Raw genomic sequence first — 25,538 nt, forward strand, 5'->3', positions numbered from 1 at the left:
GTATGAGCAACAATAACTCAACAAACAAACACGAAATCGTTGAAAAGAACGTTGGCCTGATGGCTATCTTAACGGTATTCGCAATTAGCTTCGGTGCACTAGTCGAAATTACTCCACTAATGTTCCAAAAAGATACCACTCAGCCAGTAGAAGGCTTACGCCCGCTGACCGCGCTTGAAATGGAAGGTCGTGATATCTTCGTACGCGAAGGTTGTTACAACTGTCACTCACAGATGGTTCGTCCATTCCGTGATGAAGTTGAGCGCTACGGTCACTACTCTGTAGCCGGTGAGTCGGTATGGGATCACCCATTCCAGTGGGGTTCTAAGCGTACAGGTCCAGATTTGGCTCGTGTTGGTCAGCGTTATTCTGACGACTGGCACTATGCGCACTTAATGGATCCTCGCTCGGTGGTACCTGAGTCAAACATGCCAGGCTACCCTTGGCTTGATAGCACTAAAGTAGATACCACTTATACTCTGAAAAAATTACAAGTGTTCCGTGATGCATTTGGTATTGATAAGTCGTCAGACCGCTACAATGGCAAAGGCTACGGTGATGATGCTGAACTACAAGCGCAAGTGGATGAAATCCACGCGATGAACGGTGGCGAAGGTGCAACAGAAATGCAAGCACTTATCGCTTACTTACAACAACTTGGCACACATTTGAAGTAATTGTTATGGATTACGGCACATACAGAGGCATTTTGACTCTGGTAATTTTGGTACTGTTTATAGTGATTGTTGTGTGGGCATATAGCAAGCGGTCTAAGCGCCGTTTCGACGACGCTGCTAATGCCATTTTTGAAGATGAGAAAAAACATAACAACACTATCTCTAACGAGGAAAAGGAGTCTGAAAAATGACTAGCTTTTGGAGTATTTGGGTTATCGTACTAACCCTAGCGTGTCTAGCTCTGATTTTCGGCCTGCTAATTTGGAACCTGAAAAACTACACAGGTGTCAAAGAAGGCGAAAGCTGTGGTCACGAGTTCGACGGAATTGAGGAATTAAATAATCCACTACCAAAGTGGTGGACTTACATGTTCTTCGCGACTTTTGTTTGGTCAGTATATTATCTTGCTGCTTACCCAGGTCTTGGTAACTTTAAAGGTTTCTTAAACTGGACGAGCTCTAACCAAGGTATTACTACCTTGGCAGAGTCTAAGAAAGCAGTCGCTGAAGCACATGAAAATGGCCAGTGGGTACAACTTGATAAAGAAGTTGAAGCTGCTGAAGACCGTTTTGGCCCTATCTTCCAAGAATTTGCAAAGCAAGACGTACTTGCGCTTGCAAAGAATGAAGAAGCCCTAGAAATCGGACAGCGTTTATTCTCGCAAAACTGTGCTCAGTGTCATGGCTCTGACGCTCGTGGTGGCGCAGGCTTCCCTAACCTAACTGATAAAGATTGGTTATATGGTGGCACGCCTGACAAGATCAAAGAAACACTGCTTAACGGTCGTGTTGCAGCGATGCCAGCTTGGCAAGATGCACTTGGTGATCAAGGCGTAAAAGAAATGACTGCTTATGTACTAAGCCTTTCTGGACGTACCGTTAACCAAAAAGATGCTGATGCAGGTAAAGCTAAGTTTGCAATGTGTGCGGCTTGCCATGGTATGGATGGTAAAGGTTCTGTTGCACATAACCTTCCGTTCGGTGCACCAAACTTAACCGATAATATCTGGCTATACGGTGGTTCTCAACGCGCAGTTGAAGACACACTTCGCCACGGTCGTGCGGGTGTAATGCCAGCATGGAAAGATATCTTAGGGGAAGATAAAGTACACCTTCTAACAGCGTATGTTTATAGCTTGTCACAAGACCAATAAGCTTAGCTTTTAGAACATTATTTGAGATCAAAAAAGCCTCCATTTGGAGGCTTTTTTTTAGGTATTTACCGCAACTTACGGTAGAATACGGGCAAGTTTTATAGCCATGTGAGCAACTATGACCCCTACCCCTTGGTATAAGAATTTTTGGCCTTGGTTTTTAATTTTTTTCCCACTCGTTACTGTCGTTGCCTGTGTTTTTCTCATCACGTTTGCAGTCGGTAATGGTCCTGATATGGTCGTTGATGACTACTACAAAAAAGGTAAAGCCATCAATCTAGAGCTGAGTAAGTTTGATAAAGCAAAAGCGCTCTATTTACATGGTGACCTGCAAGTAGCAGAGCAAAAAGTCACCTTTAAATTTACCAAGGGCGACGCTTCTAAAGTTCATGCATTAAAGCTCTCGTTTTACCACCGCACTATTGAGAAATACGATTTTGCAGTCACACTGACTAAAAACGCCAGCGGCGAGTTTACTGGTTTATTTGATGAACCACATAGCGGTGTGTTCTCGGTATTTATAGAGCCTATGGATAACAGTTGGAAAATGAAAGAAAAAATCCAACTGCCACATGATGGTATTATCGCGGTCACTCCACAGTATAAGTAAGCTGCCATGGCAAATTCGTGTTTTCATTGTTTGGAGCCTATTCCTAAAGGGTTTGTAGGCTCGGTTACCTTTGAGGGTAGCGCACAACCGGTTTGCTGTATTGGCTGCCAGGCCGTTGCCGAAACCATTATTTCTCAAGGTATGAGTGACTACTATACTTACCGCACAGAAAGTGCAGGTAAAGTTGAAGAACTCGTACCTGAGCAACTAAAAATGCTACTCAGCTATGATAACGACGAGATCCAAGAGGACTTCGTCGAAATTAGTGGTGAGCACAAAGAGGTACTGCTCAGTGTTGAAGGAATAAGCTGCGCCGCTTGTGCTTGGCTTATCGAAAAACAACTACTGGCGCTCGGCGGTATCGTTCGTGTTGATGTTAACACCTCCACCCATCGCGCCATGATTGTATGGCAAGATAAACACGTTAAGCTAAGCGATATAATCAAATCCTTGATGGAAATCGGCTATAAGGCCTACCCATTTCAGGCCGATGAAGAAGCCGCACAGAAACAAGCCGTAGCGAAAGCATATATTCGTCGTTTAGGTGTAGCAGGCCTCATGACTATGCAAGTGATGATGTTTGCATTTGCCATGTACTTTGGCATGTTTTCAGGCATGGAAGAGGACTTTGAACAGTACTTCCGTTGGATAAGTCTCGTGCTCGCCTCTCCTGTTATTCTGTATTCAGCGATGCCATTTTTAACGAATGCGGTTAAAGGACTGAAAGCTAAACAACTGAATATGGATCTCCCTGTTTCACTTGCTATATTCGGAGCTTACGGCGCCAGTACTTACGCGACTTTTATGGAAGTCGGCGAAGTCTATTTTGAATCCATCTGTATGTTTACCTTCTTGCTGTTGTTAGGTAAATACCTTGAGTTTAGGGCCAGACTCAAAGCCAGTGAGTTTACAGCAAACCTGCAAAAGCTGCTGCCATTGACCGCCAGAAAGGTTGATGAGAATAACAATGAACAACATATTGCCGCCAAAAAGCTAAAGCTGAACGATCTGATATTAGTTAAGGCTGGAGAAACTATCCCTGCGGATGGCTTAGTGATCAAAGGACATACCACCGTTGATGAGTCGATGATGACGGGCGAACATTTGCCAGTTAAGAAATATCAAGGCCATCAAGTGTATGCGGGAACCGTGAATCACGATGGTGTAATTACGTTAGAGATCAATAAAATTGGGCAAAATACCCTGCTCAACCAGATTATTCGACTGCAGCATAACGCACTTACCAAACGCCCTAAATTAGTGGAAATCACAGATAAAGTCGCGCAGTGGTTTGTTGCCTGCCTATTAGTTTTTGCCTCAATTACCGCCATCGGCTGGTACCCGATTTCACCAGATAAGGCTTTTTGGGTCACGATTTCGGTGCTAGTAGCAACCTGCCCTTGTGCGTTAAGCCTTGCGATACCAACCGCGCTTACCTGCGCTGTGGCGTCACTTACAAAGAAAGGGATCTTGATTAAAGAAGCCCATGTATTAGAAACGGCAACCAAATTAACGCGTGTTGCCTTTGACAAAACAGGCACTCTGACCGAAGGCCGTTTCTCAATCAAACATATCGAATTGCTGCAAACTAACTATAACGAGCAACAAGTCTTGGATTTTGCCGCAGCGTTAGAGCGATTTTCTGAGCACCCTATCGCTCGCGCATTTGCACATATCACCCCAACCGAAAACCTAGTCCAAGATGTTGAAGTTGTGGCTGGTTCTGGTATCCGTGGTCACTGGCAAGGAGTCACTATTGCCCTTGGGAAAAGCCATTGGTTTGATAATCACGCGTCATTTGCTCAAGCAACCTTGTTTATTGATAACAACGCAGTCGCTGACTTTTACTTCAATGACAAAGTAAAAAGCAATGCAGAAACAGTTGTTGAACAGCTACAACAAGCTGGCCTTACGTGCCACATGCTAACTGGGGATAGCTCCAATGCAGGCAAAGAGTTATCGCAGCAGTTAGCATTAGATAGCTACCAAAGCGCTTGCACACCAGAGATTAAGCAACAAGCCGTTGAAGCTTGGTCCAAACAAGGCGAGATTGTCGCTATGGTTGGTGATGGCATCAACGATAGCCCGGTATTCAATAGCGCTCACTTGTCAGTTGCGATGGATACCGGCGCTGATATCTCAAAGAATACCGCTGATGTGGTGTTGTTAAATAGCGATTTGAATGCCATTCTAGCCCTTCAGCAAGTAGCGAAACAAACGCGCAGAATAGTAAAGCAAAACTTAACCATATCACTTTTGTATAACGGCTCCATTTTACCACTCGCTGCGCTTGGCCTCATTCCACCTTGGATAGCAGTTATTGGCATGTCAGCCAGCTCGATCATCGTGATCGGTAATTCATTAAGGTTATTAAAGCTATGAGTATCATCTACGTATTAATACCTATCGCCATTTTATTCGTCATTATTGCTATTGGTATTTTCTTTTGGGCAGTAAAAAGCGAACAATTTTCAGATTTGAATAAACAGGGCCACAGCATCTTATTCGATGATGATAAAGCGCAAACGGGTGATAAGTCCGTAAAACCATCAAATAATAAGAGTAATAACGACAACTAGCATGAATGAGATAAGCTTGCTAAGTGCATTTGTGATGGGGCTTGCGGGAAGTGGTCACTGCTTGGTGATGTGTGGCGGTATTGCCAGCTCGCTACAACTGGCGAGCAAGCAGCTTTCTACTGTGGTTGTTACCTTGTTGTATAATATCGGACGTATCTCCAGCTATGCGCTTGCTGGCAGCCTTGTCGCCCTACTCGGGGCAAGTCTCGCCAAGCAAAACACGTCACTCGCCATTATATTACAATTGATGAGTGGTATTTTTATGGTGCTTGTCGCTATCTACGTAATGCGCTTAGCCAGCACCTTAAAATGGCTAGAGTCGTTTGCTAAAAGCTTAATTTGGCAACATATTGTTAAGCTCAATCGCTACTTAGTCCCGGTCAATACAAAAACCAAAGCGTTTTGCTACGGGGCCTTATGGGGATGGCTACCCTGCGGCCTAGTTTATTCGGCTTTAACATGGACATTACAAGCGAAATCAGCAACTGAAGGCGCACTCATTATGCTCGCCTTTGGTGTCGGCACAATGCCTGCTCTGATTGTAATAGGGCAATCGGCTCAGCTGCTACAAAAGTTTATAAATCATTTAGTTACACGTATTATTATGGGTAATTTATTGATTTGGTATGGTGTTTATTTAATTATTATTGCAACTGATAAGTTAGTACATTAACCTATCCTTATCTAAGCAAACTCATCATTTAAGATTATTGGTTAGCGCTTTGAGATTAGGAGCTCCAATTGATAACCAAATTTTCTTTTGCGTGTCATATGAGTTTGTGGCGATCTGTAGTACCAAAACCGTTATGCTTTGATACTAGGTTGCCTTCACGTGCGTCATAGACTTATGGAAATTTTATGGACTTAAGTAATCAAAACCGCTCAAAGAGCCAATGCACAATCAGCTGCAATAATTGCAGTATCAGTCAACTTTGCCTCCCATTTTCGCTCAATGGCAGCGAAATGGATAAGTTAGATGAGATCATTGAACGTAAAAAGCCGCTTCATAAAGGGGATTTTCTTTTCGAGTCAGGTGCGCCATTAAATGCTATCTTTGCCGTTCGTTCCGGCTCATTTAAAAGCTACACTCTGTCTGAGCAAGGAGACGAGCAGATCACAGGATTTCACCTTGCGGGCGATCTTGTGGGTTTTGATGCCATCAATAAAATGCAGCACCAGAGCTTCGCACAAGCTTTAGAAACCTCTATGGTGTGCGAAATCCCATTTGATACCCTAGATGAATTAGCCGGTAAACTGCCAAAACTGCGCCAACAGATCATGCGATTAATGAGCAGTGAAATTAATTACGACCAAGAGATGTTGTTATTATTGAATAAAAAGACTGCTGAAGAACGCTTAGCAACTTTTATCTATAACCTTTCAAATCGCTTTGGCGAGCGTGGTTTTTCTCGTAAAGAATTCCGCTTTACGATGACGCGCGGTGAAATTGGTAACTACTTGGGTCTTACTGTAGAAACCATTAGTCGTTTACTCAGCCGTTTCCAAAAAGCGGGAACAATAAAGGTCGAAGGCAAGTTTATTACCATTATTGATGCTGCTGCCCTCGCTGAAACAGCGGCGATTGCATCTTGATTTAGAACAAACTATTTATCGTTAAGACTTTATCCTTAGATAGGATCGGTTACACTCAATAAGGTCAGAGGTGAAAAAACTTCTGATCTTATTTGTATACCGTTTTAAGGAGATAGTCGTGGATAAAATCAAAAGTATACTCACCGTAATTGATCCAACTAAAGAGCGCCAAAATAGCTTAGAACGCTCTATCAATCTTGCCAAGCGTACCGGTGCAGCCATCACTGCATTTATGTCTATTTATGACTTCTCCTATGAAATGACCACGATGTTGTCTAAAGACGAGCGTGAAGCAATGCGTGAAGCGGTAATTAAAGACAGAGAAGCATGGCTTGCCGATATGGTTAAGGGCTTTTCTGATGTGAGTATCCAAACTAAAGTGTTGTGGCACAATCGCCCCTACGAAGCAATCATCAAAACCGTGCTTGCGCATGATTATGATTTGGTCATTAAATCCACCCATCAGCACGATACCCTAAAGTCAGTTATCTTCACCCCAACCGACTGGCATTTAATTCGCAAATGCCCTGCGCCTCTATTACTGGTTAAAGATCACGCTTGGCCAGATCAAGGCAACATTATTGCAGCTGTAAACTCTGTCAGCGATAACGAGCAACATCAAGAACTCAATAAACGTATCATTACGGATGCTCAGTTTTTATGTGAATTAGCCAATGCCAAATTGAGCCTGGTAAACACCTATCCAGCAACGCCTGTTAATATTGCGATTGAAATTCCCGAGTTTAACCCATCGCAATACAATGAAGCCGTAAAAAAACACCATGAAGACGAAACATTTGCACTCGCAGAGACTTATTCAATAGATAAAAGCGATTGCATCATCAAAGAAGGTCTACCGGAGGACGTTATCCCCTACGTTGCTAAAGAAAAAGACGCTGAGTTAGTGGTCATTGGCACTGTCGGTCGCACTGGACTGAGTGCAGCGCTTGTTGGCAATACCGCTGAGCATGTAATTGATAGCTTAGACTGTGATGTCTTAGCACTAAAGCCTGATGGCTATAAATCCCCATTAGAAGACTAACTCTGCGCTCAAATTAATTTAATGTGCGGCAAATAACCAGCCGCACATCCCCTTTATGTATATCTGGCAAGCCAGAAATAAAAGTAAAATGCTGATAAACAGAATATCGGCAACGTTGCCAACTGTGCGCCCGTTATACTTTTAGACTTAGTGCGCTTGTATGTCATCATCACGCCGGTAAATGACAGTCCGGCTAACGCTAGACCAAACACAAACCATATAAGCTTAGAGGTGATCCCAGCAAAATAGCCAAAGTGTAATGGATCTGCATATTCGTTAAGATAATTGCCCCACGTCATATTTTCAGGTTGCTGTATTGCTAAAACCTCTAGCGTTGTTGGGTCCATATAAACTTTGTGCGCTCTATCACGAAGTAAAGGGTTTGTACTCATTCCTTGAAAACGCAGCACCGCATTATCTGCTCTTGGCAGCTGTACGGTTGTTATCGTCCAATTAGGAATGGCATGCTGCGCCTTTTCAAAAGCGCTTTCAAAGCGCCCTGCAGATAGCATGTTGGCGTCTTTTACCGCTGTAACATGTCCAACTTTTGGAGCTGGAGGCTCCAAACTCACACCGGCTACCCGTGCAGAAAACTCAAACAGATACCAAATACTGGTGATAATAATAAGTGTGGTAAACCACAGTCCCCATAAGCCAAAGGCCTTATGCAAGTCACTCAAAAATACTCTTGTACCTTGCGCTACTCTCAAACGCCACAGCGCGACTTTCCAATTCCGGGTGGTTTTCAGCCCAGTGTAGAGAGAGATCATTAAAATGAAAGCAAAAGCGGTGACGATTGGCAGCCCGGGCACCGCAGGCATAAATAGATAACGGTGCAAATCTCTAAAAAATCGTTGAATTGTAAGTAATGGGATGTCGCCGGTTACTTCATAAGTCCATTGATCGACGTGCACATACCTGTCACTTTTAGCCTCGAAAGCCACCCGTGCTCGATAGGTAAAGTAGTCGCTTCCCATTGTACCTAACGTATTAATACGACCTTCTGGATAGCGCTCAGCTATCGACGCATACATGTTTCTCCAAGATACAGCCGTTTGCTCTTTTACTTCTTTGGGCTTTTGACTCGCACGCATTTGGTCAAAAACCAGCCAATCTAATTCATTTGAAACAGTTGCGATTGTGCCCGTTGCGAGGATCACAAACATAACGGCCGCTAATTGAAAGCCTACCCAGGCATGTAAATCATATAACTTGCGTAGCCGCTTTCTTTGTCTAGCTTTGTCAGCCATCTTGATCCTCATAAAGGTAGACTTCTATTTCCACAAGCTCGGATAACTCACCGAGCCTCAGATTAACTTAAGCATTACCAATTGTAGGTAAACTCAAGGAAAGCATTTCTTGGATCGCCTGGAAAGTGCCCTGTACGCTCTAAAAAGCCCGACTCTGCATATTCCTTGTCGAATACGTTTTCAACTCTGAATAGCACACTGTAGTTATCTAGTTCCCAAATAATTGAGGTGTCAGCGACGAAATAGGAATTTAGTGTTTGGCCAGATAAACTAAGCTGCTCATCCACATAGTTTCCGCCAACTGCGAAAGCCAAATTCCACTCAGGGATCTGATATCGAGTCCACACCCCAAACTGATTTTCAGGGGCGTTGGCAAATTTATCGCCAACACTATTGCGGATCCCTCCAGCGCCATTGTCAGCGGTGATAGTCGCATCATTATAGGCATAGGCCAGACTTACTACCCAGTCAGGGGTCACATCGGTGATCAATTCAATTTCTAGGCCTTTACTCGTGATTTCTCCGATTGACGCTAAATTATCAACACCATCTTGCTCAGGATCTGTGCCTGTATTTTGTAGCAAGTTTTGCCTTGTTATCTGATAACCAGCCACTTTTAGCAATGTACTTCCGTCAAATAACTCTGCGTTAAGCCCAACTTCAATGATATCACCCGTCGTTGGCTCAAATGGACCACCCGCTTTTTCGTCCTGGCTGGATACGCCTTGAGGTTCGTAAGAGTCAGCCCACTGTGAATACAATGAGATGTCATCAGATAGCTTGTAGATACCACCAATTCTGAAGCTAACATTGGTATCATCAAACTTACTGCCGTTGGCATCGTCTTCAAACTGGTCATAACGTATGCCTGCAACAAACGTTACTTTCTCCCAAGCGAGTTCGTTAAGGACATACGTGCCATTACGCTTTTGTTTCGTTGTACTTTCTGGCGCAAACTTCACATTGTATTGGGTTGGCTGCGTTTCGCCATAATTAGGATTGTAGAGAGACAAAGGCAAAATATCCGAGCCTAACGACGTACCATTTAAGTAACGAGTGACAAAGTCATTAGATGCTGACGCTCGACCTAATAATGCATCTTCTTCACCAGAATATATATCTAGTCCAAATGCGGTACGCTGCTCAGCGCCAAGTACTTGTGTTTCGTAAACAAAGTTAGCCGCAAAAGAGAGTTGAGATTGGGCTCTTAGTTGATCTCGGAACTCACGTGCGACCAAATCGATTTGACCATCTTTATTGCTGTCGATGAGTGCTCTTGGTTCATGATAGTTTTGTTCTTGCTCATTATCTATATAGCGAAGCGCAACGTTGTAACTTAGCGATGGGCTCAAATCCCCAGCAACACTCGCTTGCAATACATCTGAGGTTAGATTTAAAAAGTCTGTAGGCTCATTGTGATTCCACGATGGTGTCGTTAGAAACTCACCGTCATCGCCAGCGGGGACACCGCGTAAGCGATTCGCGTCCAAGTCCTGCTTGTAGTGCGTGTATTGCAAAATCAAGCGGGTATCATCAAAATCATAAGCGTAACCAGCATCCACAATTGCCACTTCGCTGGCACTATTATCACGGTAGGTATCTTGTTGTTCGTAAAAAGCTCCCAAGCGAATGCTTTGTGCTTGTGCTACTTCACCAGTCACCTCACCAGAAGCACCATAGCGGCTATCTGTACCCGCAATAATACGAGTGTTGGCACTAAACTCAGATTGCGGCTTTTTAGTTATATAGTTGAATAATCCACCAGGTGCCCCGGGTCCATACAGCATACCAGCGGGACCTTTCAAAAAGTCGACACGCTGGACATTAAATAGCTGTGGGACATTAAACCCAACATATGGGTCGCCTCTTAGACCATCAAAATAGATTTCTTCTTGACGAAAGCCACGTGCAGTCACCCCCGCGTAGCTAAATTGGCTGACCCCCGCGATATTACGATAAAGATCTTTGGCATCTCTTGCGGCTAAATCACGGATCAGATTTGCATTGAGAGAAGTCACCATCTGGGTCGAGTTAAGTGGGTCAACCGCAAGCTTTCCCGTTGAAGATTCACCATTACGATATAAATTTAATGTTCGGCTAACGACGGTTATTTTTTCTATGTCTTGGTCTTTAAGCTTATCTTCTGACACTTGCTGCTGAGCTGATGCATGCAAAGAGGGGTACATAATCGCTAAAGCGATAAGGGATAGTTTTGATACTGTTTTCATTAAGAGCCACAATTCGGTTATTATTAAAGCGCAGACAAATGATAACAATTATTAATTACATTTAAAATAACTAACCTACATTTAATTGCGTTTTTTGCAAAACTAAGAACAAAAATATCTCATGCAGAGATCATTTTCCCGACAGCATGTATAAATTAGGTGCGTAGAGTTAACAGGTAATTAAGAGTGAAAGATGTTGGGGAGCAAAAGTAGTTAAGTTATAGAGTACCAATTATTGAGTTTTAGACTAGGCCTATCAGACCTAGCCTGAAAAAATCATTGTTGAGAATTAAATATTGGTTACATCAATAAACAATGATTCATCAATGTTCGTCGAGGAAACCACTGCTTCATTAAAGTCATAAGCCTCACGTTCACCGTCTCTATCTAGAGGCAGACTTTCGAAGTCAAAGAGTTCAGTGTCAGCCAGCTGGCTTGGACTAACATTTTGAATTGATTTGAAAATATTCTCTACTCGACCAGGTGTTTTCTTATCCCACTCTACCAACATAGATTTAATGTTTTGACGTTGCAGGTTTTCTTGCGAACCACATAGGTTGCACGGAATAATAGGAAAATCCTTATGTTCAGCGTATTGAATTAGATCTTTTTCACGCGCATAAGTGAGCGGGCGGATCACCACATTACGACCATCATCAGAGCGCAGCTTTGGTGGCATCGCTTTCATTCTTGCACCGTAGAACATGTTTAAAAACAGCGTTTCAACGATATCATCTAAGTGATGGCCCAGTGCGATTTTAGTTGCGCCAATCTTTTCCGCAAATGAGTACAAAGTGCCACGACGCAAGCGTGAACAAAGACCACAAGTCGTTTTGCCCTCTGGTACTTTCTCTTTTACGACTGAGTAAGTATCTTTATCAATGATGTAATAAGGAATGTCTAACGTTTCGAAGTACTCAGGCAAGATATGCTCAGGGAACCCAGGCTGCTTTTGATCCAGATTGACCGCCACCACATCAAAGTGAATTGGTGCCGCTTTTTTTAGGCTAAGTAAAATATCTAGCATGGCGAATGAATCCTTACCACCGCTGATACAAGCCATCACCACATCGCCTTCTTCGATCATATTGTAATCTTTGATGGCGTTGCCGACATTACGGCGCAGACGCTTTTGCAGCTTATTAAACTCTAAAACTTCTTTGCGATTATCTTGCTCTGTCATGGTGTTAGGTGCCGTATTCATACTTACTCAAATGTGTACTGTGGGCGTTATCGCGCTAGTACATTACTACATCAATTATGGGGCGCCGATTATACGTGAAATTGAGATGAGGTAAAATACAAAAATGGCGCCGCTCTGGGCGCCATTGTTGGGAACTAATAAATTATAGGCCGAACACTACCTTTTCACTTTTTAGCATACGACTGCTTAGGTAGGTGAAAATAGCAAACAACCCCAGCGTTACCGCGCTCGACAACAATAGTTGTGGTACCGGTATCGCATTGCCTTTAATGATTTCAATCATTGCGTTTTGCTGCGCTGCGATCGGCATCCACTGCATAATGTCGGTAGCAATATCATAGGTCGTTGCCATACTCATCATTACCGGAATGAACAGCGCCATCGCTACATAAGATTGCGCTTCTTTAAATGATTTAGCCAAGAAAGAGATAAATATCAATAAACTGGCTGACATTAGCGCAATAGGCAGGCCAATGATAATTGCCGAAATAATGAATTTAGGACCAATAATCACCGTAAAGCCCATCATTTCCCAAGGCACCATATTATACGCAAACTTTGATACTATGGTGGTTAACACTAAAGCAATGATAGAGAAACCTGCAATTGCCCCCACTTTAGCTAACACAATATGCATAGTACTTATCGGGTGGCTAAGTAATAGCTGTAAAGAGTTGCGTTCACGCTCCCCTGCACTACTGTCAATTGCCATACCCATCGCCGCATAAAATAGTGAAATAATAATAGATAACGTTGCAATACCTAATACGAAGCCCCCTTTAGAGGTTGGTGTCGCTTGGTCATGAGTTTGAACATCTATCGCACGTGCAATTGTCGGATCGATACCACGCGCGACTAACCGCAATGAAGCAACTTCGCTGTTGTATAACATGAGGTTACGCTCTAGTCGATTAATTGATGAGCGTAGCTTTTGCTCCGACTTATCAGCGATGATAAATACCGTCGCGCTCTTACCTTGCATCATATTCTCTTGGTAATCTTCGCTTACCTCCAAGGTAATGGCTTTAACCTCTTCGCCTTCACCATGTTCAATTTCTTTACTCGCTAAAAATTGTACTAAGTTGGGCGCATTCTCCGCATTATTAATGGTGATTTTGAGTGCATCAGGCGAGGCCATTTGCTTAAACATGACGGTAAATAATACACACATTAGAATAGGTGCACCGATGCAATAGTAAAGGCCAGCCATCACTGAACGTTTGTCGCGGCTTGCGTCTAACACTTCTTTTTTAAATAAAACTGAGATTAATTTCATCATGCTGCAATTCCTTCATCCGTACCGATTAGGGTAATGAAAGCTTCCTCAAGCGATGCTTTACCTGTTTGTTCACATAGAGCTTGTGGAGAACCTTCCGCGACCACTTTGCCTTTCGCCATGACCACCACATGATCGCAAAGTGCTGCAACTTCTTGCATCACGTGGCTAGAAAACAAGACACAGTGACCTTGCGCCTTAAGCATCAACAACAAATCCCGTAATACTCTGGTACTCATTACATCTAAACCACGCGTTGGCTCATCAAGTACAATATTCGTTGGTTTATGCACGATTGCCTGCGCCAACGCTGTTTTCATTCTTTGACCTTGTGAAAAGCCTTTACAGCGCCTATCCGCGATATCCAACATTTGCAGCTTTTCTAACACTTCTTGCGTCGCGGCAGCGGCCGATTTTGCGTCCATGCCACTTAGTTCAGCGTAAAATTGGGTATATTCACGCGGTGTCATTCGCTCGTAGAGTCCACACGGGTCTGGGAACAGCCCTAATTGTTGTTTTGCTCTGGTCGGTTCTTTGGCAACATCAATACTATCGATAGACGCCATACCTTGATCAGCTTGGAGCAGGCCAAATACGGTCCGTAAACAAGTCGTTTTACCTGCCCCATTTGGTCCCAATAGTCCCGTAATTTGACCATCACGAGCGGTAAATGACAGCCCGTCTAGCGCGTTCACTTCACCAATCTTTTTATATAAGTTATCTACTTGGATCATGCGTTACTCCTTATTAGCGGTTGCTGGGCCATTGATGTTCATAAAGAATTGTTTGCGCGTGTCTTCTTCAAGACAGCTAATATCAAAGTCTCCCACCGTCTTTTCATCGTAAAACTTAGCAATAAGCTTATTAGCACAGCTTTGCCCTGCGACAATATGCGTAGCGGTTGGCGCAACTAAGTGCGTAGCATTGCTTAGTTTTTCCATCGCAACTTCTGCCCACTTAGCAGGCGTTGCTGGGTCTAATCCGCCAGAAAGCAGTAAGGTTGGAATATCCGACGCAACGGGTTCATAATAACTACTTGGCACCGGACTCACATTCCAAATTGGACACGTCGCATCTAGTCCTGTGATCATCATCTTACCCATATAGTTTTCACTATATTTGGCTTTGTCCGCAGCCGTTAATCGTGGCCAATCTTCCCCACATACAATCGCCTGATGCATCCCCATGGTCAATCCCAGACCGTCTTCACTTGGTGCCATCATGCCAACAAGTGGAGCAAGGTTACCTTTAGTCGCTTCACTAATCGCAAGCGGCACCAATGCGCGGAAAGAATGAGAGTAAAGCGCCATCCTAATCGCGCTAAATAGCTTCATTTTGGTCATCGTCATCGCAAGCGGTTTGCTGGTTCTTGGGTGAAGTACAGACACCTCTATCGGCGTTTGCTCTACTTGATTAAGCAAGCTTTGCCATTGCTGCTTTAGATTCGGATAACTATTTGCACATTTTTTATCGGCCTCACATTGTGCAAAAAGGGCATTCAATGAATCTTCTATCGCGCCACCAATCGCCATTAAACTTTGGTTATTGGGTGCAAGACCATCTAACACGGCCGATGCAACACTATCAGGGAACTGTCTCATATACTCAAGTGCGATGCGTGTTCCATATGAGCCACCATATAGGTGTAATTTGCTATAACCAAGTGCGACTCTTACCGCATCAAAATCTTTTGCAGCTGCAACCGTCGTATAATCGGAAAGATCTGTGTCTAGTTTTTCTTTACACTTAAGGGCATCTTCTTTGTAAAAATCGAGACCCAATAAGGTATCATTTAGCGCAAACTGTTGCTCAAGATCATCCATATCACATTGCAATAGATTGGACTTTCCAGTTCCCCGTTGATCAACAAGTATAATGTCTCTATTTTCTCTCGCGTATTTAAGAATTCTTTCAAAGTTCGCTGCAATTTCAGTGGCCGATTGTCCAGGTCCCCCTGCAAACGCAATAATCGCTTCTTGTGGGTAAAGCGGCTTTATTGCTGGAATAACCATAAAATGAATATCAATTTTTTGTTCTGTTTTGGTTTCACTTAATGGTTGCGAGATTTTTCCGCATTGCGCTCTGTCACTGAGGCCTTTTGCATAACAAGCGGATAATTCTGCTGTTGATGTTGCCGCTTGTAATGGCAGCCCAGTTCCTAAAACGAGAGGAAGCAGCGCTAGCTTTACTAAGCTTTTCTTAAACTTAAATGGCTTTTTCATAGTTATTTCCTTGTTGACTCACGGTCAGTATGCTAACTTTAAGTGAGTGTATCAGTGTATTATTGTATTAATACAGTAGAATTAGAGTAATGCTAGATCTTATTCATGTCAACCCCAACAGCGCAGAGCCGATTTATAAGCAGCTATTTGATCAGATAGTGCGTTTAATTGTGTCGGGTAAAGCACAAGCCGGAGAAGAGCTACCTTCTGTAAGAAAGCTAGCTGAACACTTCTCGGTAAATCCGATGACCGTCTCTCGGGCTATCGGGCAACTTGTCGATCAAGGTTGGCTTGAACGAAGACGCGGCCAACCGACACGCGTTGCACAGCAGCAAACTACACAACAGACCGATAATCTACTCCATAAAAACCTAGATATTTTAATTAGTGATGCGAAACAGCTTGGGATCAGTAAGACTGAATTGATATCATTAATTGATAAAAATTGGGGACAAGAATAATGACAAGCCCACTACTACAATTTACTAAAATCCATAAACAATTTGCCGACAAGCCGGTTCTTGAAGACATAAATCTTATTATTGAACCTGGCATGGTTATGGGTTTACTAGGACGAAACGGGGCCGGTAAAACGACACTACTGCGAATTGCACTTGGGTTAATCGAACAAAATAGTGGTGAGGTTAGCTGCCTCAACAGCAGCAACATAGAACTGAGCCCTACGTGCAAAAGCCAAATTGGCTATGTGCCACAACAGCCCTGTGGCTATCAAGGTTTTAAAGTCAAAGACGCTCTCGCACTGCACCGCAGCTTTTATCCAAATTGGGATATTACACTTGAGCAAGAATGGCTTTCTCGCTTCGAGTTAGACGAACACAAGCTGGTAAGTAACCTTTCTGTTGGTCAACAACAAAGTCTAGCGCTGATAATGGCGATGTCGTACCGACCTAAGTTACTGATCCTTGACGAACCAGTGTCAAGTCTCGACCCCATTGCACGCCGGGAATTTATGTCGGACTTATTCGAGTTAGCACTTGAGTCCAGCTCCGGTGTACTTTTCTCCTCGCATATTACATCTGACGTTGAGCGCGTTGCGAGTCATATTGCCATTATTAAAGATGGTAAGGTTTTGGTTACTGGCGAATTAGATACACTGAAGGAACAAATTAGGCTTGTACCACATCATCTTACAAGCAAACTGCCATCCGGAAACGTACTTCATCAATCTGAACGTTTTAGCATTTATCAAGCTCACGACAGTGCAAACTGGTCAGCAGACCTACAGCAAAGCCATAGCAACCTTGAGCAGCTCTTTGTGGAGCTACACGCATGAGTACATTAACTCAGCGCAATTGGTGGACAGGGTTTTCCGGGTTTTGGTTGCGAGAGTGCGGCTCAGCAAATTTTTTCATTCCTGGGTTCTTAGCGTCTATCGCTTCACCTTTGTTAACTTTAATAGAAGATCAAAATATACAAACATTTAGTTTGGTCTTTTCAATCAGCGCCTTATGGATGGCTTTTTGTTGGCAGTTAGTGAAGTTGCAAGCACAGGAAAGCACCTTACTATTCCCTGCAATTAAACAACACATATACTTGCAAGGTATGGTAATTCTGGTCATTGGCTACCTACTCAATGCTCTTGCTCTTCTCAACCGCCCCGCACCTGAAGTTGCCTACGCCATGTTATTTGCAACGAGTTTTGGCGGTAGCTTCTTTTTGCTATGTCTTCGAAATAGTGTGTATTTCAAACATAATAGTTACGTTTTTATGCTCGCACTCGTGCTCGCTATGTTTTTTGGCGATACCCCCAAAATTTTAGCACTGCTTGCCATCCCCCTTATGGTAATGGGAATATACCTGTTAGTGACACGGACTCATCACTGCCAATGGCATCATTTGGCATATCAAACCTACATAAACAATATTCAAACTGGGTGGCTCCCGAGCAATACCTTCGCACCAGATTTCCTCACTCAGGGGTTTAGACAATTTTTTATGCCAATGAGCTATTTTGCGGGTAACCTGTTGATATAAACCTGTCAGATTTTACTTGTCTCTGGGCTATTAGCGATTGTGGCAAGTGGCTTTTTTGGTGTCACACTCCATTTTGTTATCGGCTTTACCGATATGCTTGTTCTGATGGTCGCTATTTTTGTCTGTTGGTCCAAACTACAAACAAAAATGACATGGGATCAACTATACCTACTCCCTATCTACTCAAGCCTTAAAGCGATAAAGCAGGCTTACCACGTCTCTGCGGTTAAACTTGGGTTTTGCCTAGCCTTGTTTCAACTTCTAGTATTGCTAGCTTGTAGCTTCTTTTCCACATTCGAAACTGTGACTTTCTACTTAGTAATATTTACAGGCTCTGTAGCAGGATTTGTTCTTTGCGTTGCGCTAGGAAGCATGATTAAAAGCGCCCTTACGTTGTCGCTTTCCTGCATGTTCGTAGTCATTTTGCATAGTGCATTTAAATCTTACCTGTTAAATCACGAACAATCAGCAACCACCGTATATCTATTATTAGGTTACGTTGTGATTGCCACCTCACTGCTTGTTTACAGTAATAAGAAATTTGATTAAGGAGTACTCGGATCCGAGATGTCTCACGAAGAGGCGTTGCGCTAGCGATTGAACCACCAGAGACGGTGCAGGATAAAATATAAGAGTGATAGTGAACATAAGTCGATTATCACTCCTTTACAGCTGCAATTTTTAATGGGAGTGGGTTCGACTATTAATAAAATCGGTGACCGAAAACAACACCCCAGAGATCACGAAAGTAATGTGTATGCCTACTTTCCAAGCAAGCTGCTCACTGGTTAAATCTTGAGAATGAATAAAGACCTTGAGCAACTCTACGGCAGATATCGCTACTATGGCGCTGATCAGCTTGATTTTAAGCCCTGAGAAGCCAACTTTCCCCATCCAAGTCGGTTTGTCTTCTTGTGGTTCGACATTAAGCTTAGAAACAAAATTCTCGTAGCCACTAAAAATAATAATGATCAACAACCCAGCCAATAAAGCCGTATCAACCAATGTTAAAATACCAATGAGTAACTCTTGATTTGTCGCGGTAAGCGCACTGATGGTCATCACATAAAGCTGTTTAAAGAACTTAAGTAACAGCAACACAATCGCGAGTAGTAGGCCAACAAAGAACGGCGCTAACAACCATCGTCCTTTAAATAAGGTTCTTTCTAAGAGATGTTCATAACGATTAAATTGCTCATTCTCGGACTTGGTTTCTTGCTCCATGTTTTTGATTTTCACCATCTTTAGTAAGTTTGACTGAACCTATAAATGTAGCATCAACGCTTATATTTCTCACTATTTATTGACGTAAATTTGAATCAATTTTCTGCTCTTTAAGAGAAAATAAATTCGTTTTCCTTATTTTAAATTTTGCTTTAAAACATGCTTGTTCTTTCAACTAACAGGTAACACGAATGAAAACCTTAGTTTCATCATTAATCGCTCTATCTCTTTTTGCTTGTGTACAAGTACAAGCCGATGAAGAGTTACCAGTCGCGCCTGCAGATTTGGTTCAAGAGTTAACTCAAATGTGCCTTGATTGGGCAAAAGATGATGATGTACAAGCATCTGAGATGAAAAAATATGTTTTGAATTGCGTTAACGACGAGCTAGAAGCAACTGGCTATCAAAAAGTCAAAGACGTAAACATTAAATAATACCAGTTCGCTTAATTAAGTGATGGCATTCATGATGAAAAAGGCCGCTCAATGTGTTGAGCGGCCTTTTATTTTCAATAACATTCTAGACAAAATATCCATAGCATCTGAAGACACCTATCGATGTTTGGCTAATCGTTAAGCTTTCTTTTTCTTGGTAGTTTTCTCTTCTTCTACCCATTTACCATTGCTATATGTCGCTTTCCAACCCGTCGCTTTACCATCCACTTCTGTCATCACATATTGTGTCTTGGTTTTTCTAGAGTAGCGAACAATCGCAGGGTTACCATCTGAGTCTTGCTCAGGCGCATCAGCCAGATAATAGAATTTAGGTGAAATTCTATCTCTGAAGCGTTTTAGCTCTGATACTTTCGGGGCTCTTGTCTCACGTGATTTCGGGAATGTGTGCGCCGCTAAGAAAATACCTGAAGCGCCATCACGAAGCACAAAATGCGCATCTGACTTTTCGCATTCTAGTTCCGGAAGCGGAACTGGATCTTCTTTCGGTGGTGCAGCTTCACCGTTTTTCAATAGCTTACGTGTATTTTTACAGTCTTCATTTGTACAACCAAAATACTTACCAAAACGGCCAGATTTAAGCTGCATATCCGAGCCACACTTGTCACACTCAATCAGTGGTCCATCGTAGCCTTTGATCTTAAATGCGCCTGTTTCAATGACATAGCCCTTACACGCGGGGTTATTACCACATACATGGAGCTTTTTCGTTTCATCAATAAGGTATGAGTCCATCGCCGTTTCGCAAATTGGACAACGTTTCATATGACGCAGCGATTCAGCTTCCGCCTCTTCATCCGCATCCGCAGCAACCGCTTCATCACCAGACACCAGATTAATTGTGGTGGTACAACGCTCTTTTGGCGGTAAGTTATAGCCTGTACAGCCAAGGAATACTCCAGTAGAAGCAGTACGAATACCCATTTTGCGTGAACATGTTGGACAATCTATGTCTGTTTCAACCATCACATTTTGTCGCATGCCGCCTTCACTTTCATCGCCAGCTGCGATTTCTAGCTGGTTAGAAAAGTCGGCGTAAAACTTATCAAGTACCTGCGTCCATAAACGTTCGCCCTCTGCGATATCATCAAGGCGACCTTCCATTTTTGCGGTAAAGTCAAAGTCCATTAAATCGTTGAAATTCTCAACGAGTCTGTCAGTTACGATCTCGCCCATTTTTTCAGCGTAAAAACGGCGGTTTTCAACTCGAACATAACCACGGTCCTGAATCGTCGAAATGATAGCAGCATAGGTAGATGGACGACCAATACCACGCTTTTCTAATTCCTTAACTAAGCTTGCTTCGCTGAAACGTGCTGGTGGTTTAGTAAAGTGCTGCTTAGGATCAATCGCAATAAGATCAAGCTTGTCGCCAACTGAAACACTAGGTAGCGCCTGCTCTTCTTCATTCTTCTTACGAACGGCTGGTTGTACACGTGTCCAACCATCAAAACGTAGCACGCGACCTTTCGCTTTTAACGTGTAATCTTCCGCGGCGACGGTCAGCGTCGTGAGATCATACTCTGCTGGCATCATTTGACACGCCACAAACTGACGCCAAATAAGCTCATAGAGCTTCTTAGCATCTGCCTCTACGCCGTCTAAATGACCTGATAAGATCGTCACGTCAGAAGGACGAATTGCCTCGTGCGCTTCTTGTGCGTTGCCTTTTGCGGAATAACGCAGTGGTGCTTCTGGAAGATACTTACTACCGAATTCACTATCGATATAGCCACGACACATTTCTAACGCGTCGTTTGATAAATTCGTCGAGTCCGTACGCATATAGGTGATGTAACCCGCTTCGTATAGACGCTGCGCTAACATCATAGTTTTCTTTACGCCATAGCCTAAACGAGTACTTGCCGCTTGCTGCATTGTCGAAGTAATAAATGGCGCACTTGGCTTACTCTTACTTGGCTTTTCTTCAACCTTGACTACTTCGTAAGCACTGTTTTCAAGCACTTGTACAGCAGTATCAGCCTGCGCTTTATTTACAGGCTTAAATGCTTCACCTTTAAACTTAGTAACCGCTAGGCGAATATCATCTTTTGTTGCTTTAACATCGGCGTGAATATCCCAAAACTCTTCTGGAATAAACGCTTTAATCTCACGCTCTCGCTCAACAAGTAATCTCACAGCAACAGATTGTACGCGACCTGCCGACAACCCTCTTGCTACTTTTTGCCAAAGCAGTGGGGAGACCATAAAGCCAACAACACGGTCAAGGAATCGTCTTGCCTGCTGGGCATATACCATGTCGGTGTTAAGGTCGCCAGGCGCTTCAAACGCTTGGGTTATCGCGTTTTTGGTGATCTCGTTAAAGACCACACGCTTATATTTGCTCTCATCGCCACCGATAATCTGTTCAAGGTGCCAAGCAATGGCTTCCCCTTCTCTATCCAAATCGGTTGCGAGATAGATATGGTCAGCATCTTCAGCAAGTTTCTGTAGCTCTTGAACTACTTTTTCTTTACCCGGCAAAATTTCGTAATGCGGTTCCCAACCCTTCTCAGGATCAATCCCCATCCTCGCAACTAAATTTGCATAATCTTTTTGCTTTTTATATTGCGCTTTTTCTTCAGGTGACATTTTACGTACTTCAGCTGGCGACTTAGTTGCCAAGCCTTTCGTTTTACCTGCCCCTGAGGTAGGAAGATCTCGAACATGGCCTACACTGGATTTAACAATGTAATCCTTGCCGAGGTATTTATTGATTGTTTTTGCCTTCGCGGGAGACTCTACAATTACTAGCGATTTGCCCATAGCTGCCTATTTTTGACCGATTCTGTCTGATGTTTGCCCTTACTTGGGCGTTAAATTACTTATAGGTATATCTACAAACACCTATTGTTATAAGCTAAAAATACTAACTTTTCCCTGATCACCGAATTATTATCCAATTTATGTACAATATTCAGCCAATTTAGGGACGCATTCATATATATAAGGTTAAGGCACGGGAATATAAAGGAATAGAAACAAAAATGCCAACCCGAAAGTTGGCATTTGTTGAATTATCCAGCGTCTGTAACGCTTATTCCGATTGATTGTGTCTTTCGTTCGTCATCATCATCTCCCAAAGCTGGGAAAGTAAATTTGATCCCTAATACGCCAGAAAGTTTGTTGTTTGGCTCAGCTTCTCTTGCCAAAGTAACGTTGAAGAAGTTTGGCTTATCACTTGTGTAGTTCCCTAAGGTGCCAGACACACTACCACTGGTCAACTCACCGTTATTTGTTGAAATTTCGACTTCTGTACCTGCTGGAAGCGGATTACCAAACTCATCAGTGAAATAAATCGTGATAGGAACAGCTGATGGGCTGCCTGCCGCCGTGAAATCTACACTGGCGAGGTCGCACACACCATCTACTCCAGATGGTTCAAGCACTAGGCCATTGCCACTTGGACACGCATTAGAACCAGCAAGCGAAGCCGGCACTGTAAACCGCACAAAAGCATTATCGCCAGACATTATCAATTCAAATTGTCTGTAAACATTAACTAGCTCTTTAGTACATTCTCCAGCGGCTTCGGCGGCTTCTGAACAAAGCAAACCATTATATTTGCCGTCCCCTTCATAAATATTGTTGCCATCGATATCAAAATCAAAGCGACCATTGTTATTGCTATCCATCCACCAATCGTCATGACCGCCATTTACAGTTCCGGTTGGAGAACAAGGTCCAGTGTTTGCGGCAGAATCACAATTCTCTTTATCAAAGCGACCATTCTCATTGGTATCTAGGAATGCTTCTGTAAGGTCAAACTCTTGGCGATATTCACCAATATCAAATCGACCATTACGGCGCTCTACTCCACCGCTTGATTGCTCATCTCTGAAATTTTCTTGGCCTTTAACAAAAGCCAACACACTTACACGCCCACCCATAACAATTCGTCTAAGCGCAGTTGTAGCGCCATCGTTCGACGAAGCGTCTTTTTGTCTCAGCATGCCATTAATACATGGTGCTGCATTACCAAAATATGGGTCACAGTTCCAATTAGCTGAACTTTGCTTTTGAGTATTTGATAATGTAGCTGCTAGCCTAGGTGCTACCGCTTCAAAGGTATTCGCATTACCGTCTATATCACCAATGCGGTTACCCCAACGATATTCATAGAAAGGTCTATCTCCTTGGCTACGCCACACCACAGTACAAGCAGCATTATTCGTTCTACAATCGTAAGTGTCCTCAGACTCAGTACTACCTATAGCACCGGCCTCAGCAATCACAGTTGCAGCAACGCCATCAGCATTAAACTGATTGAATTGATCACCAAAGAACAAGGTAATATTTGTTGTTACTCCATTATAATTAAGCGAGTTGGTATTGAATGTAACGGGGGAAGCGTCAAACGTATCCTGATCGGTGACACCTGAGCTTAAAATTAATCCCGACGATACACCAAATATCTGCTCACTTAACGGAATAGTATGCATTACGCCTGTAGGGCAGCGGGCATCGTCGTTTGATGCATCTGCATCATTACAAGCGTTAGCAAGATCCGTCCAACAGGTAATCGCATCACCTTCTGGCAAATTCACGTAAGATTCTTCTGGGATATAACACGCACTGACAACAAGCGGTCCTGGCACAATACCAGACTTAACCGTTGTTCTTACAATACCATTTGCATTGGTGTTTCCGGTAATTTGCGTAAGTGAGGCTAGGCCTTGCTCATCTGACAATCTAAAGTCGACTCGCGCTCGTGGAATTGCAAGGTTATCTTCATCTACCAGTTTAAAGCTCACAACAGATTGGGTTGGTAAACCGCCTTCATCAGGGGGTAAAGCAATAAACTGATTAAACCCATCTTCTTCAGGTAAAAACTGTACCGCTTGTGCAAGCGCGCTATCCACTTCAATAATCGTTTCTTGATTTATTGGAGAGCTGCCGTTTTGGATAGTAACAGAAATTCTATCTTCGCCTTGGCAACCTTTAGCACGGTATGTAGAACGGGCGATACCATTTGAGGTATTTACCGTTTCATCTAATTCTGCAAGCGCAGGGGTCGCTACGGAACAAGCTGAGCTGAATGCAACTTCAACAGCGCTGTTGATTAATGCCCCATTCTGATCCTTTAACGTCACGGTAATAACCGTACTTCCACCTGCGGAAAGCTTTTGTTGGACGCCATTACTATCAACCAAACCATTGTCAATCGTAACATTCAACTGAGCAACACCAACATTAAAATTGATAGCCTGAGTGACATCAACATAATCAGGAGAGTTTACCGTAATAGTACCTGCGCCACCTTGGTTACCAGGCTGAAACTTTAGGATTGCAATACCAAAAGAATCCGTTAGCGCGGTGCCTGTCGATGGTAAAATAGCCCCTAAAGTAGTCTCAGCGCTAATTAACGCGTTGGCAATAGCATCACCTGTTTGGCTAGATGTCATTTTGATGAATACATCAGCAGTCTCGTTTGACGATACTTGATTGACACGAGTACACCCAGCAGCGATCGGATCTATCATTGCCTGATTTCGGCTATCATCCCAACCTGCAGGGCATTTACTTAACAACATAACCTCAAGTTTTGCTGACGCGGTTACATTACCGTCATCACCACCACCTTGAGAGGTAAAATCAAAAGATCTCGTTGCACTATTATCACCTTGAGTGTAAGTCGCCGTAATACGTCCAGCACCTACAGTAGCCGTCACTTTTAAAGTAATTGACGCTTTACCCTCAGTATTTGTAAGCACAGACCCTGAGCTGGGTTCCATGGTCGCAAATTCGTCGCTCTCAAAAACGACTCGACTATTTGCCAGAGGGCTACCATCTTTTGTTAACGTGGCAGTGATTACTAGAGGAGATGAAGATGAAAGTGTATTCGTTGAATTACCACTAGTATCCGCTCCTGAAAGCGTAATGGCATAAGTACCATCGCTACCATCATCACCATTACCATTATCTGTATCTTTTTGGATACTGCCGCCGCCACCGCACGCGGTCAGTAAGAATGCTAGCATCAGTATGCTAAAATAGCGCATCAAGGGCATTCACCTATCTCCCTAGCTAAGT

22 protein-coding genes are annotated in these 25,538 nt (G+C 43.3%); 13 read left to right on the forward strand and 9 right to left on the reverse strand.

The genetic code is table 11. From position 1 onward, the window contains the following. The first annotated feature begins 2 nt into the window (after window positions 1–2). The 9 genes from ccoO to uspE all read left to right on the forward strand — a co-directional run bounded on the left by ccoO (window position 3) and on the right by uspE (window position 7,654). Window positions 3–677, forward strand: a complete 675-nt coding sequence (ccoO, locus tag PPIS_RS06760; protein WP_010373994.1) for a cytochrome-c oxidase, cbb3-type subunit II — start codon at window positions 3–5, stop codon at window positions 675–677. Between the two features lie 5 nt (window positions 678–682). Continuing rightward, window positions 683–868: a cbb3-type cytochrome oxidase subunit 3 gene (locus PPIS_RS06765; protein ID WP_010373992.1), complete on the forward strand. Its 186-nt coding sequence runs from the start codon at window positions 683–685 to the stop codon at window positions 866–868. Continuing rightward, complete coding sequence (gene ccoP / locus PPIS_RS06770; protein WP_010373990.1) at window positions 865–1,830, forward strand: cytochrome-c oxidase, cbb3-type subunit III; 966 nt, start codon at window positions 865–867, stop codon at window positions 1,828–1,830. Before PPIS_RS06765 ends, ccoP begins: the two co-directional genes overlap by 4 nt. Before the next feature lie 118 nt (window positions 1,831–1,948). Then, window positions 1,949–2,440 carry a FixH family protein gene (locus tag PPIS_RS06775; RefSeq protein ID WP_010373987.1) on the forward strand — a complete coding sequence of 164 codons (492 nt, stop codon included), beginning with the start codon at window positions 1,949–1,951 and terminating at the stop codon, window positions 2,438–2,440. A gap of 6 nt (window positions 2,441–2,446) precedes the next feature. Then, window positions 2,447–4,822, forward strand: a complete 2,376-nt coding sequence (locus PPIS_RS06780) for a heavy metal translocating P-type ATPase (RefSeq protein WP_010373985.1) — start codon at window positions 2,447–2,449, stop codon at window positions 4,820–4,822. Beyond that, a complete protein-coding gene (ccoS, locus tag PPIS_RS06785; RefSeq protein ID WP_010373983.1) occupies window positions 4,819–5,019 on the forward strand; it encodes a cbb3-type cytochrome oxidase assembly protein CcoS in 201 nt (66 codons plus the stop codon). Before PPIS_RS06780 ends, ccoS begins: the two co-directional genes overlap by 4 nt. 1 nt (window position 5,020) lies before the next feature. Then, window positions 5,021–5,692 carry a sulfite exporter TauE/SafE family protein gene (locus PPIS_RS06790; RefSeq protein WP_010373981.1) on the forward strand — a complete coding sequence of 224 codons (672 nt, stop codon included), beginning with the start codon at window positions 5,021–5,023 and terminating at the stop codon, window positions 5,690–5,692. 185 nt (window positions 5,693–5,877) lie between these two features. Continuing rightward, entirely contained in the window at window positions 5,878–6,612 is a 735-nt protein-coding gene (locus PPIS_RS06795) for an FNR family transcription factor (RefSeq protein WP_010373979.1), read from the forward strand. Window positions 6,613–6,730: 118 nt separating this feature from the next. After that, window positions 6,731–7,654, forward strand: coding sequence for a universal stress protein UspE (gene uspE, locus PPIS_RS06800; protein ID WP_010373977.1), 924 nt, complete (start codon window positions 6,731–6,733; stop codon window positions 7,652–7,654). Between the two features lie 53 nt (window positions 7,655–7,707). On the opposite strand, the gene PPIS_RS06805 is transcribed toward uspE, so the two are convergent. The 6 genes from PPIS_RS06805 to PPIS_RS06830 form a co-directional block, all read right to left on the reverse strand. Next, a complete protein-coding gene (locus PPIS_RS06805) occupies window positions 7,708–8,904 on the reverse strand; it encodes a PepSY-associated TM helix domain-containing protein (protein WP_010373975.1) in 1,197 nt (398 codons plus the stop codon). Between the two features lie 74 nt (window positions 8,905–8,978). Beyond that, window positions 8,979–11,132 (reverse strand): TonB-dependent siderophore receptor, encoded by a 2,154-nt coding sequence (locus PPIS_RS06810; RefSeq protein ID WP_010373973.1) that lies wholly within the window; start codon window positions 11,130–11,132, stop codon window positions 8,979–8,981. Between the two features lie 289 nt (window positions 11,133–11,421). Next, a complete protein-coding gene (gene ttcA, locus PPIS_RS06815) occupies window positions 11,422–12,315 on the reverse strand; it encodes a tRNA 2-thiocytidine(32) synthetase TtcA (RefSeq protein WP_010373971.1) in 894 nt (297 codons plus the stop codon). 163 nt (window positions 12,316–12,478) lie between these two features. After that, window positions 12,479–13,615 carry an ABC transporter permease gene (locus PPIS_RS06820; protein WP_010373969.1) on the reverse strand — a complete coding sequence of 379 codons (1,137 nt, stop codon included), beginning with the start codon at window positions 13,613–13,615 and terminating at the stop codon, window positions 12,479–12,481. Then, window positions 13,612–14,346, reverse strand: coding sequence for an ABC transporter ATP-binding protein (locus tag PPIS_RS06825; protein WP_010373966.1), 735 nt, complete (start codon window positions 14,344–14,346; stop codon window positions 13,612–13,614). The genes PPIS_RS06820 and PPIS_RS06825 overlap by 4 nt, the downstream gene beginning before the upstream one ends. A 3-nt stretch (window positions 14,347–14,349) precedes the next feature. Next, the gene (locus PPIS_RS06830) at window positions 14,350–15,834 is read right to left on the reverse strand and encodes an alpha/beta hydrolase (RefSeq protein WP_010373965.1); all 1,485 of its coding nucleotides are present in this window, start codon (window positions 15,832–15,834) and stop codon (window positions 14,350–14,352) included. A gap of 89 nt (window positions 15,835–15,923) precedes the next feature. Here PPIS_RS06830 and PPIS_RS06835 point away from each other — a divergent pair, with 89 nt between their 5' ends. Genes PPIS_RS06835 through PPIS_RS06845 form a run of 3 tightly spaced genes read left to right on the forward strand, consistent with a single transcriptional unit; the run spans window position 15,924 to window position 17,829 of the window. Beyond that, window positions 15,924–16,295, forward strand: a complete 372-nt coding sequence (locus PPIS_RS06835; RefSeq protein ID WP_010373963.1) for a GntR family transcriptional regulator — start codon at window positions 15,924–15,926, stop codon at window positions 16,293–16,295. Next, the gene (locus tag PPIS_RS06840) at window positions 16,295–17,128 is read left to right on the forward strand and encodes an ABC transporter ATP-binding protein (RefSeq protein ID WP_010373961.1); all 834 of its coding nucleotides are present in this window, start codon (window positions 16,295–16,297) and stop codon (window positions 17,126–17,128) included. Before PPIS_RS06835 ends, PPIS_RS06840 begins: the two co-directional genes overlap by 1 nt. Continuing rightward, a complete protein-coding gene (locus tag PPIS_RS06845) occupies window positions 17,125–17,829 on the forward strand; it encodes a hypothetical protein (protein ID WP_010373959.1) in 705 nt (234 codons plus the stop codon). Before PPIS_RS06840 ends, PPIS_RS06845 begins: the two co-directional genes overlap by 4 nt. Window positions 17,830–18,510: 681 nt before the next feature. On the opposite strand, the gene PPIS_RS06855 is transcribed toward PPIS_RS06845, so the two are convergent. Further along, window positions 18,511–19,053, reverse strand: a complete 543-nt coding sequence (locus PPIS_RS06855; RefSeq protein WP_010373955.1) for a TIGR00645 family protein — start codon at window positions 19,051–19,053, stop codon at window positions 18,511–18,513. A 191-nt stretch (window positions 19,054–19,244) separates the two neighbouring features. Here PPIS_RS06855 and PPIS_RS06860 point away from each other — a divergent pair, with 191 nt between their 5' ends. Then, window positions 19,245–19,487, forward strand: coding sequence for a hypothetical protein (locus PPIS_RS06860; protein ID WP_010373953.1), 243 nt, complete (start codon window positions 19,245–19,247; stop codon window positions 19,485–19,487). Between the two features lie 138 nt (window positions 19,488–19,625). Here the strand turns inward: PPIS_RS06860 and topA are convergent, their stop codons facing one another. Together topA and PPIS_RS06870 are read right to left on the reverse strand one after the other, a co-directional pair. Next, window positions 19,626–22,271 (reverse strand): type I DNA topoisomerase, encoded by a 2,646-nt coding sequence (gene topA, locus PPIS_RS06865; protein ID WP_010373951.1) that lies wholly within the window; start codon window positions 22,269–22,271, stop codon window positions 19,626–19,628. A 251-nt stretch (window positions 22,272–22,522) separates the two neighbouring features. Further along, complete coding sequence (locus PPIS_RS06870) at window positions 22,523–25,507, reverse strand: Ig-like domain-containing protein (protein WP_249031252.1); 2,985 nt, start codon at window positions 25,505–25,507, stop codon at window positions 22,523–22,525. Between the last annotated feature and the right edge of the window lie 31 nt (window positions 25,508–25,538).

Origin of the sequence: Pseudoalteromonas piscicida (assembly GCF_000238315.3) — a bacterium.
Lineage (GTDB): Bacteria > Pseudomonadota > Gammaproteobacteria > Enterobacterales > Alteromonadaceae > Pseudoalteromonas > Pseudoalteromonas piscicida.

Coding starts and splice junctions, on each gene's coding strand:
- ccoO (WP_010373994.1), top strand. CDS start 3: ATGAGCAACAATAACTCAACAAACAAACACGAAATCGTTGAAAAGAAC.
- PPIS_RS06765 (WP_010373992.1), top strand. CDS start 683: ATGGATTACGGCACATACAGAGGCATTTTGACTCTGGTAATTTTGGTA.
- ccoP (WP_010373990.1), top strand. CDS start 865: ATGACTAGCTTTTGGAGTATTTGGGTTATCGTACTAACCCTAGCGTGT.
- PPIS_RS06775 (WP_010373987.1), top strand. CDS start 1,949: ATGACCCCTACCCCTTGGTATAAGAATTTTTGGCCTTGGTTTTTAATT.
- PPIS_RS06780 (WP_010373985.1), top strand. CDS start 2,447: ATGGCAAATTCGTGTTTTCATTGTTTGGAGCCTATTCCTAAAGGGTTT.
- ccoS (WP_010373983.1), top strand. CDS start 4,819: ATGAGTATCATCTACGTATTAATACCTATCGCCATTTTATTCGTCATT.
- PPIS_RS06790 (WP_010373981.1), top strand. CDS start 5,021: ATGAATGAGATAAGCTTGCTAAGTGCATTTGTGATGGGGCTTGCGGGA.
- PPIS_RS06795 (WP_010373979.1), top strand. CDS start 5,878: ATGGACTTAAGTAATCAAAACCGCTCAAAGAGCCAATGCACAATCAGC.
- PPIS_RS06805 (WP_010373975.1), bottom strand. CDS start 8,904: ATGGCTGACAAAGCTAGACAAAGAAAGCGGCTACGCAAGTTATATGAT.
- PPIS_RS06810 (WP_010373973.1), bottom strand. CDS start 11,132: ATGAAAACAGTATCAAAACTATCCCTTATCGCTTTAGCGATTATGTAC.
- ttcA (WP_010373971.1), bottom strand. CDS start 12,315: ATGACAGAGCAAGATAATCGCAAAGAAGTTTTAGAGTTTAATAAGCTG.
- PPIS_RS06820 (WP_010373969.1), bottom strand. CDS start 13,615: ATGATGAAATTAATCTCAGTTTTATTTAAAAAAGAAGTGTTAGACGCA.
- PPIS_RS06825 (WP_010373966.1), bottom strand. CDS start 14,346: ATGATCCAAGTAGATAACTTATATAAAAAGATTGGTGAAGTGAACGCG.
- PPIS_RS06830 (WP_010373965.1), bottom strand. CDS start 15,834: ATGAAAAAGCCATTTAAGTTTAAGAAAAGCTTAGTAAAGCTAGCGCTG.
- PPIS_RS06835 (WP_010373963.1), top strand. CDS start 15,924: ATGCTAGATCTTATTCATGTCAACCCCAACAGCGCAGAGCCGATTTAT.
- PPIS_RS06840 (WP_010373961.1), top strand. CDS start 16,295: ATGACAAGCCCACTACTACAATTTACTAAAATCCATAAACAATTTGCC.
- PPIS_RS06845 (WP_010373959.1), top strand. CDS start 17,125: ATGAGTACATTAACTCAGCGCAATTGGTGGACAGGGTTTTCCGGGTTT.
- PPIS_RS06855 (WP_010373955.1), bottom strand. CDS start 19,053: ATGGAGCAAGAAACCAAGTCCGAGAATGAGCAATTTAATCGTTATGAA.
- PPIS_RS06860 (WP_010373953.1), top strand. CDS start 19,245: ATGAAAACCTTAGTTTCATCATTAATCGCTCTATCTCTTTTTGCTTGT.
- topA (WP_010373951.1), bottom strand. CDS start 22,271: ATGGGCAAATCGCTAGTAATTGTAGAGTCTCCCGCGAAGGCAAAAACA.
- PPIS_RS06870 (WP_249031252.1), bottom strand. CDS start 25,507: ATGCGCTATTTTAGCATACTGATGCTAGCATTCTTACTGACCGCGTGC.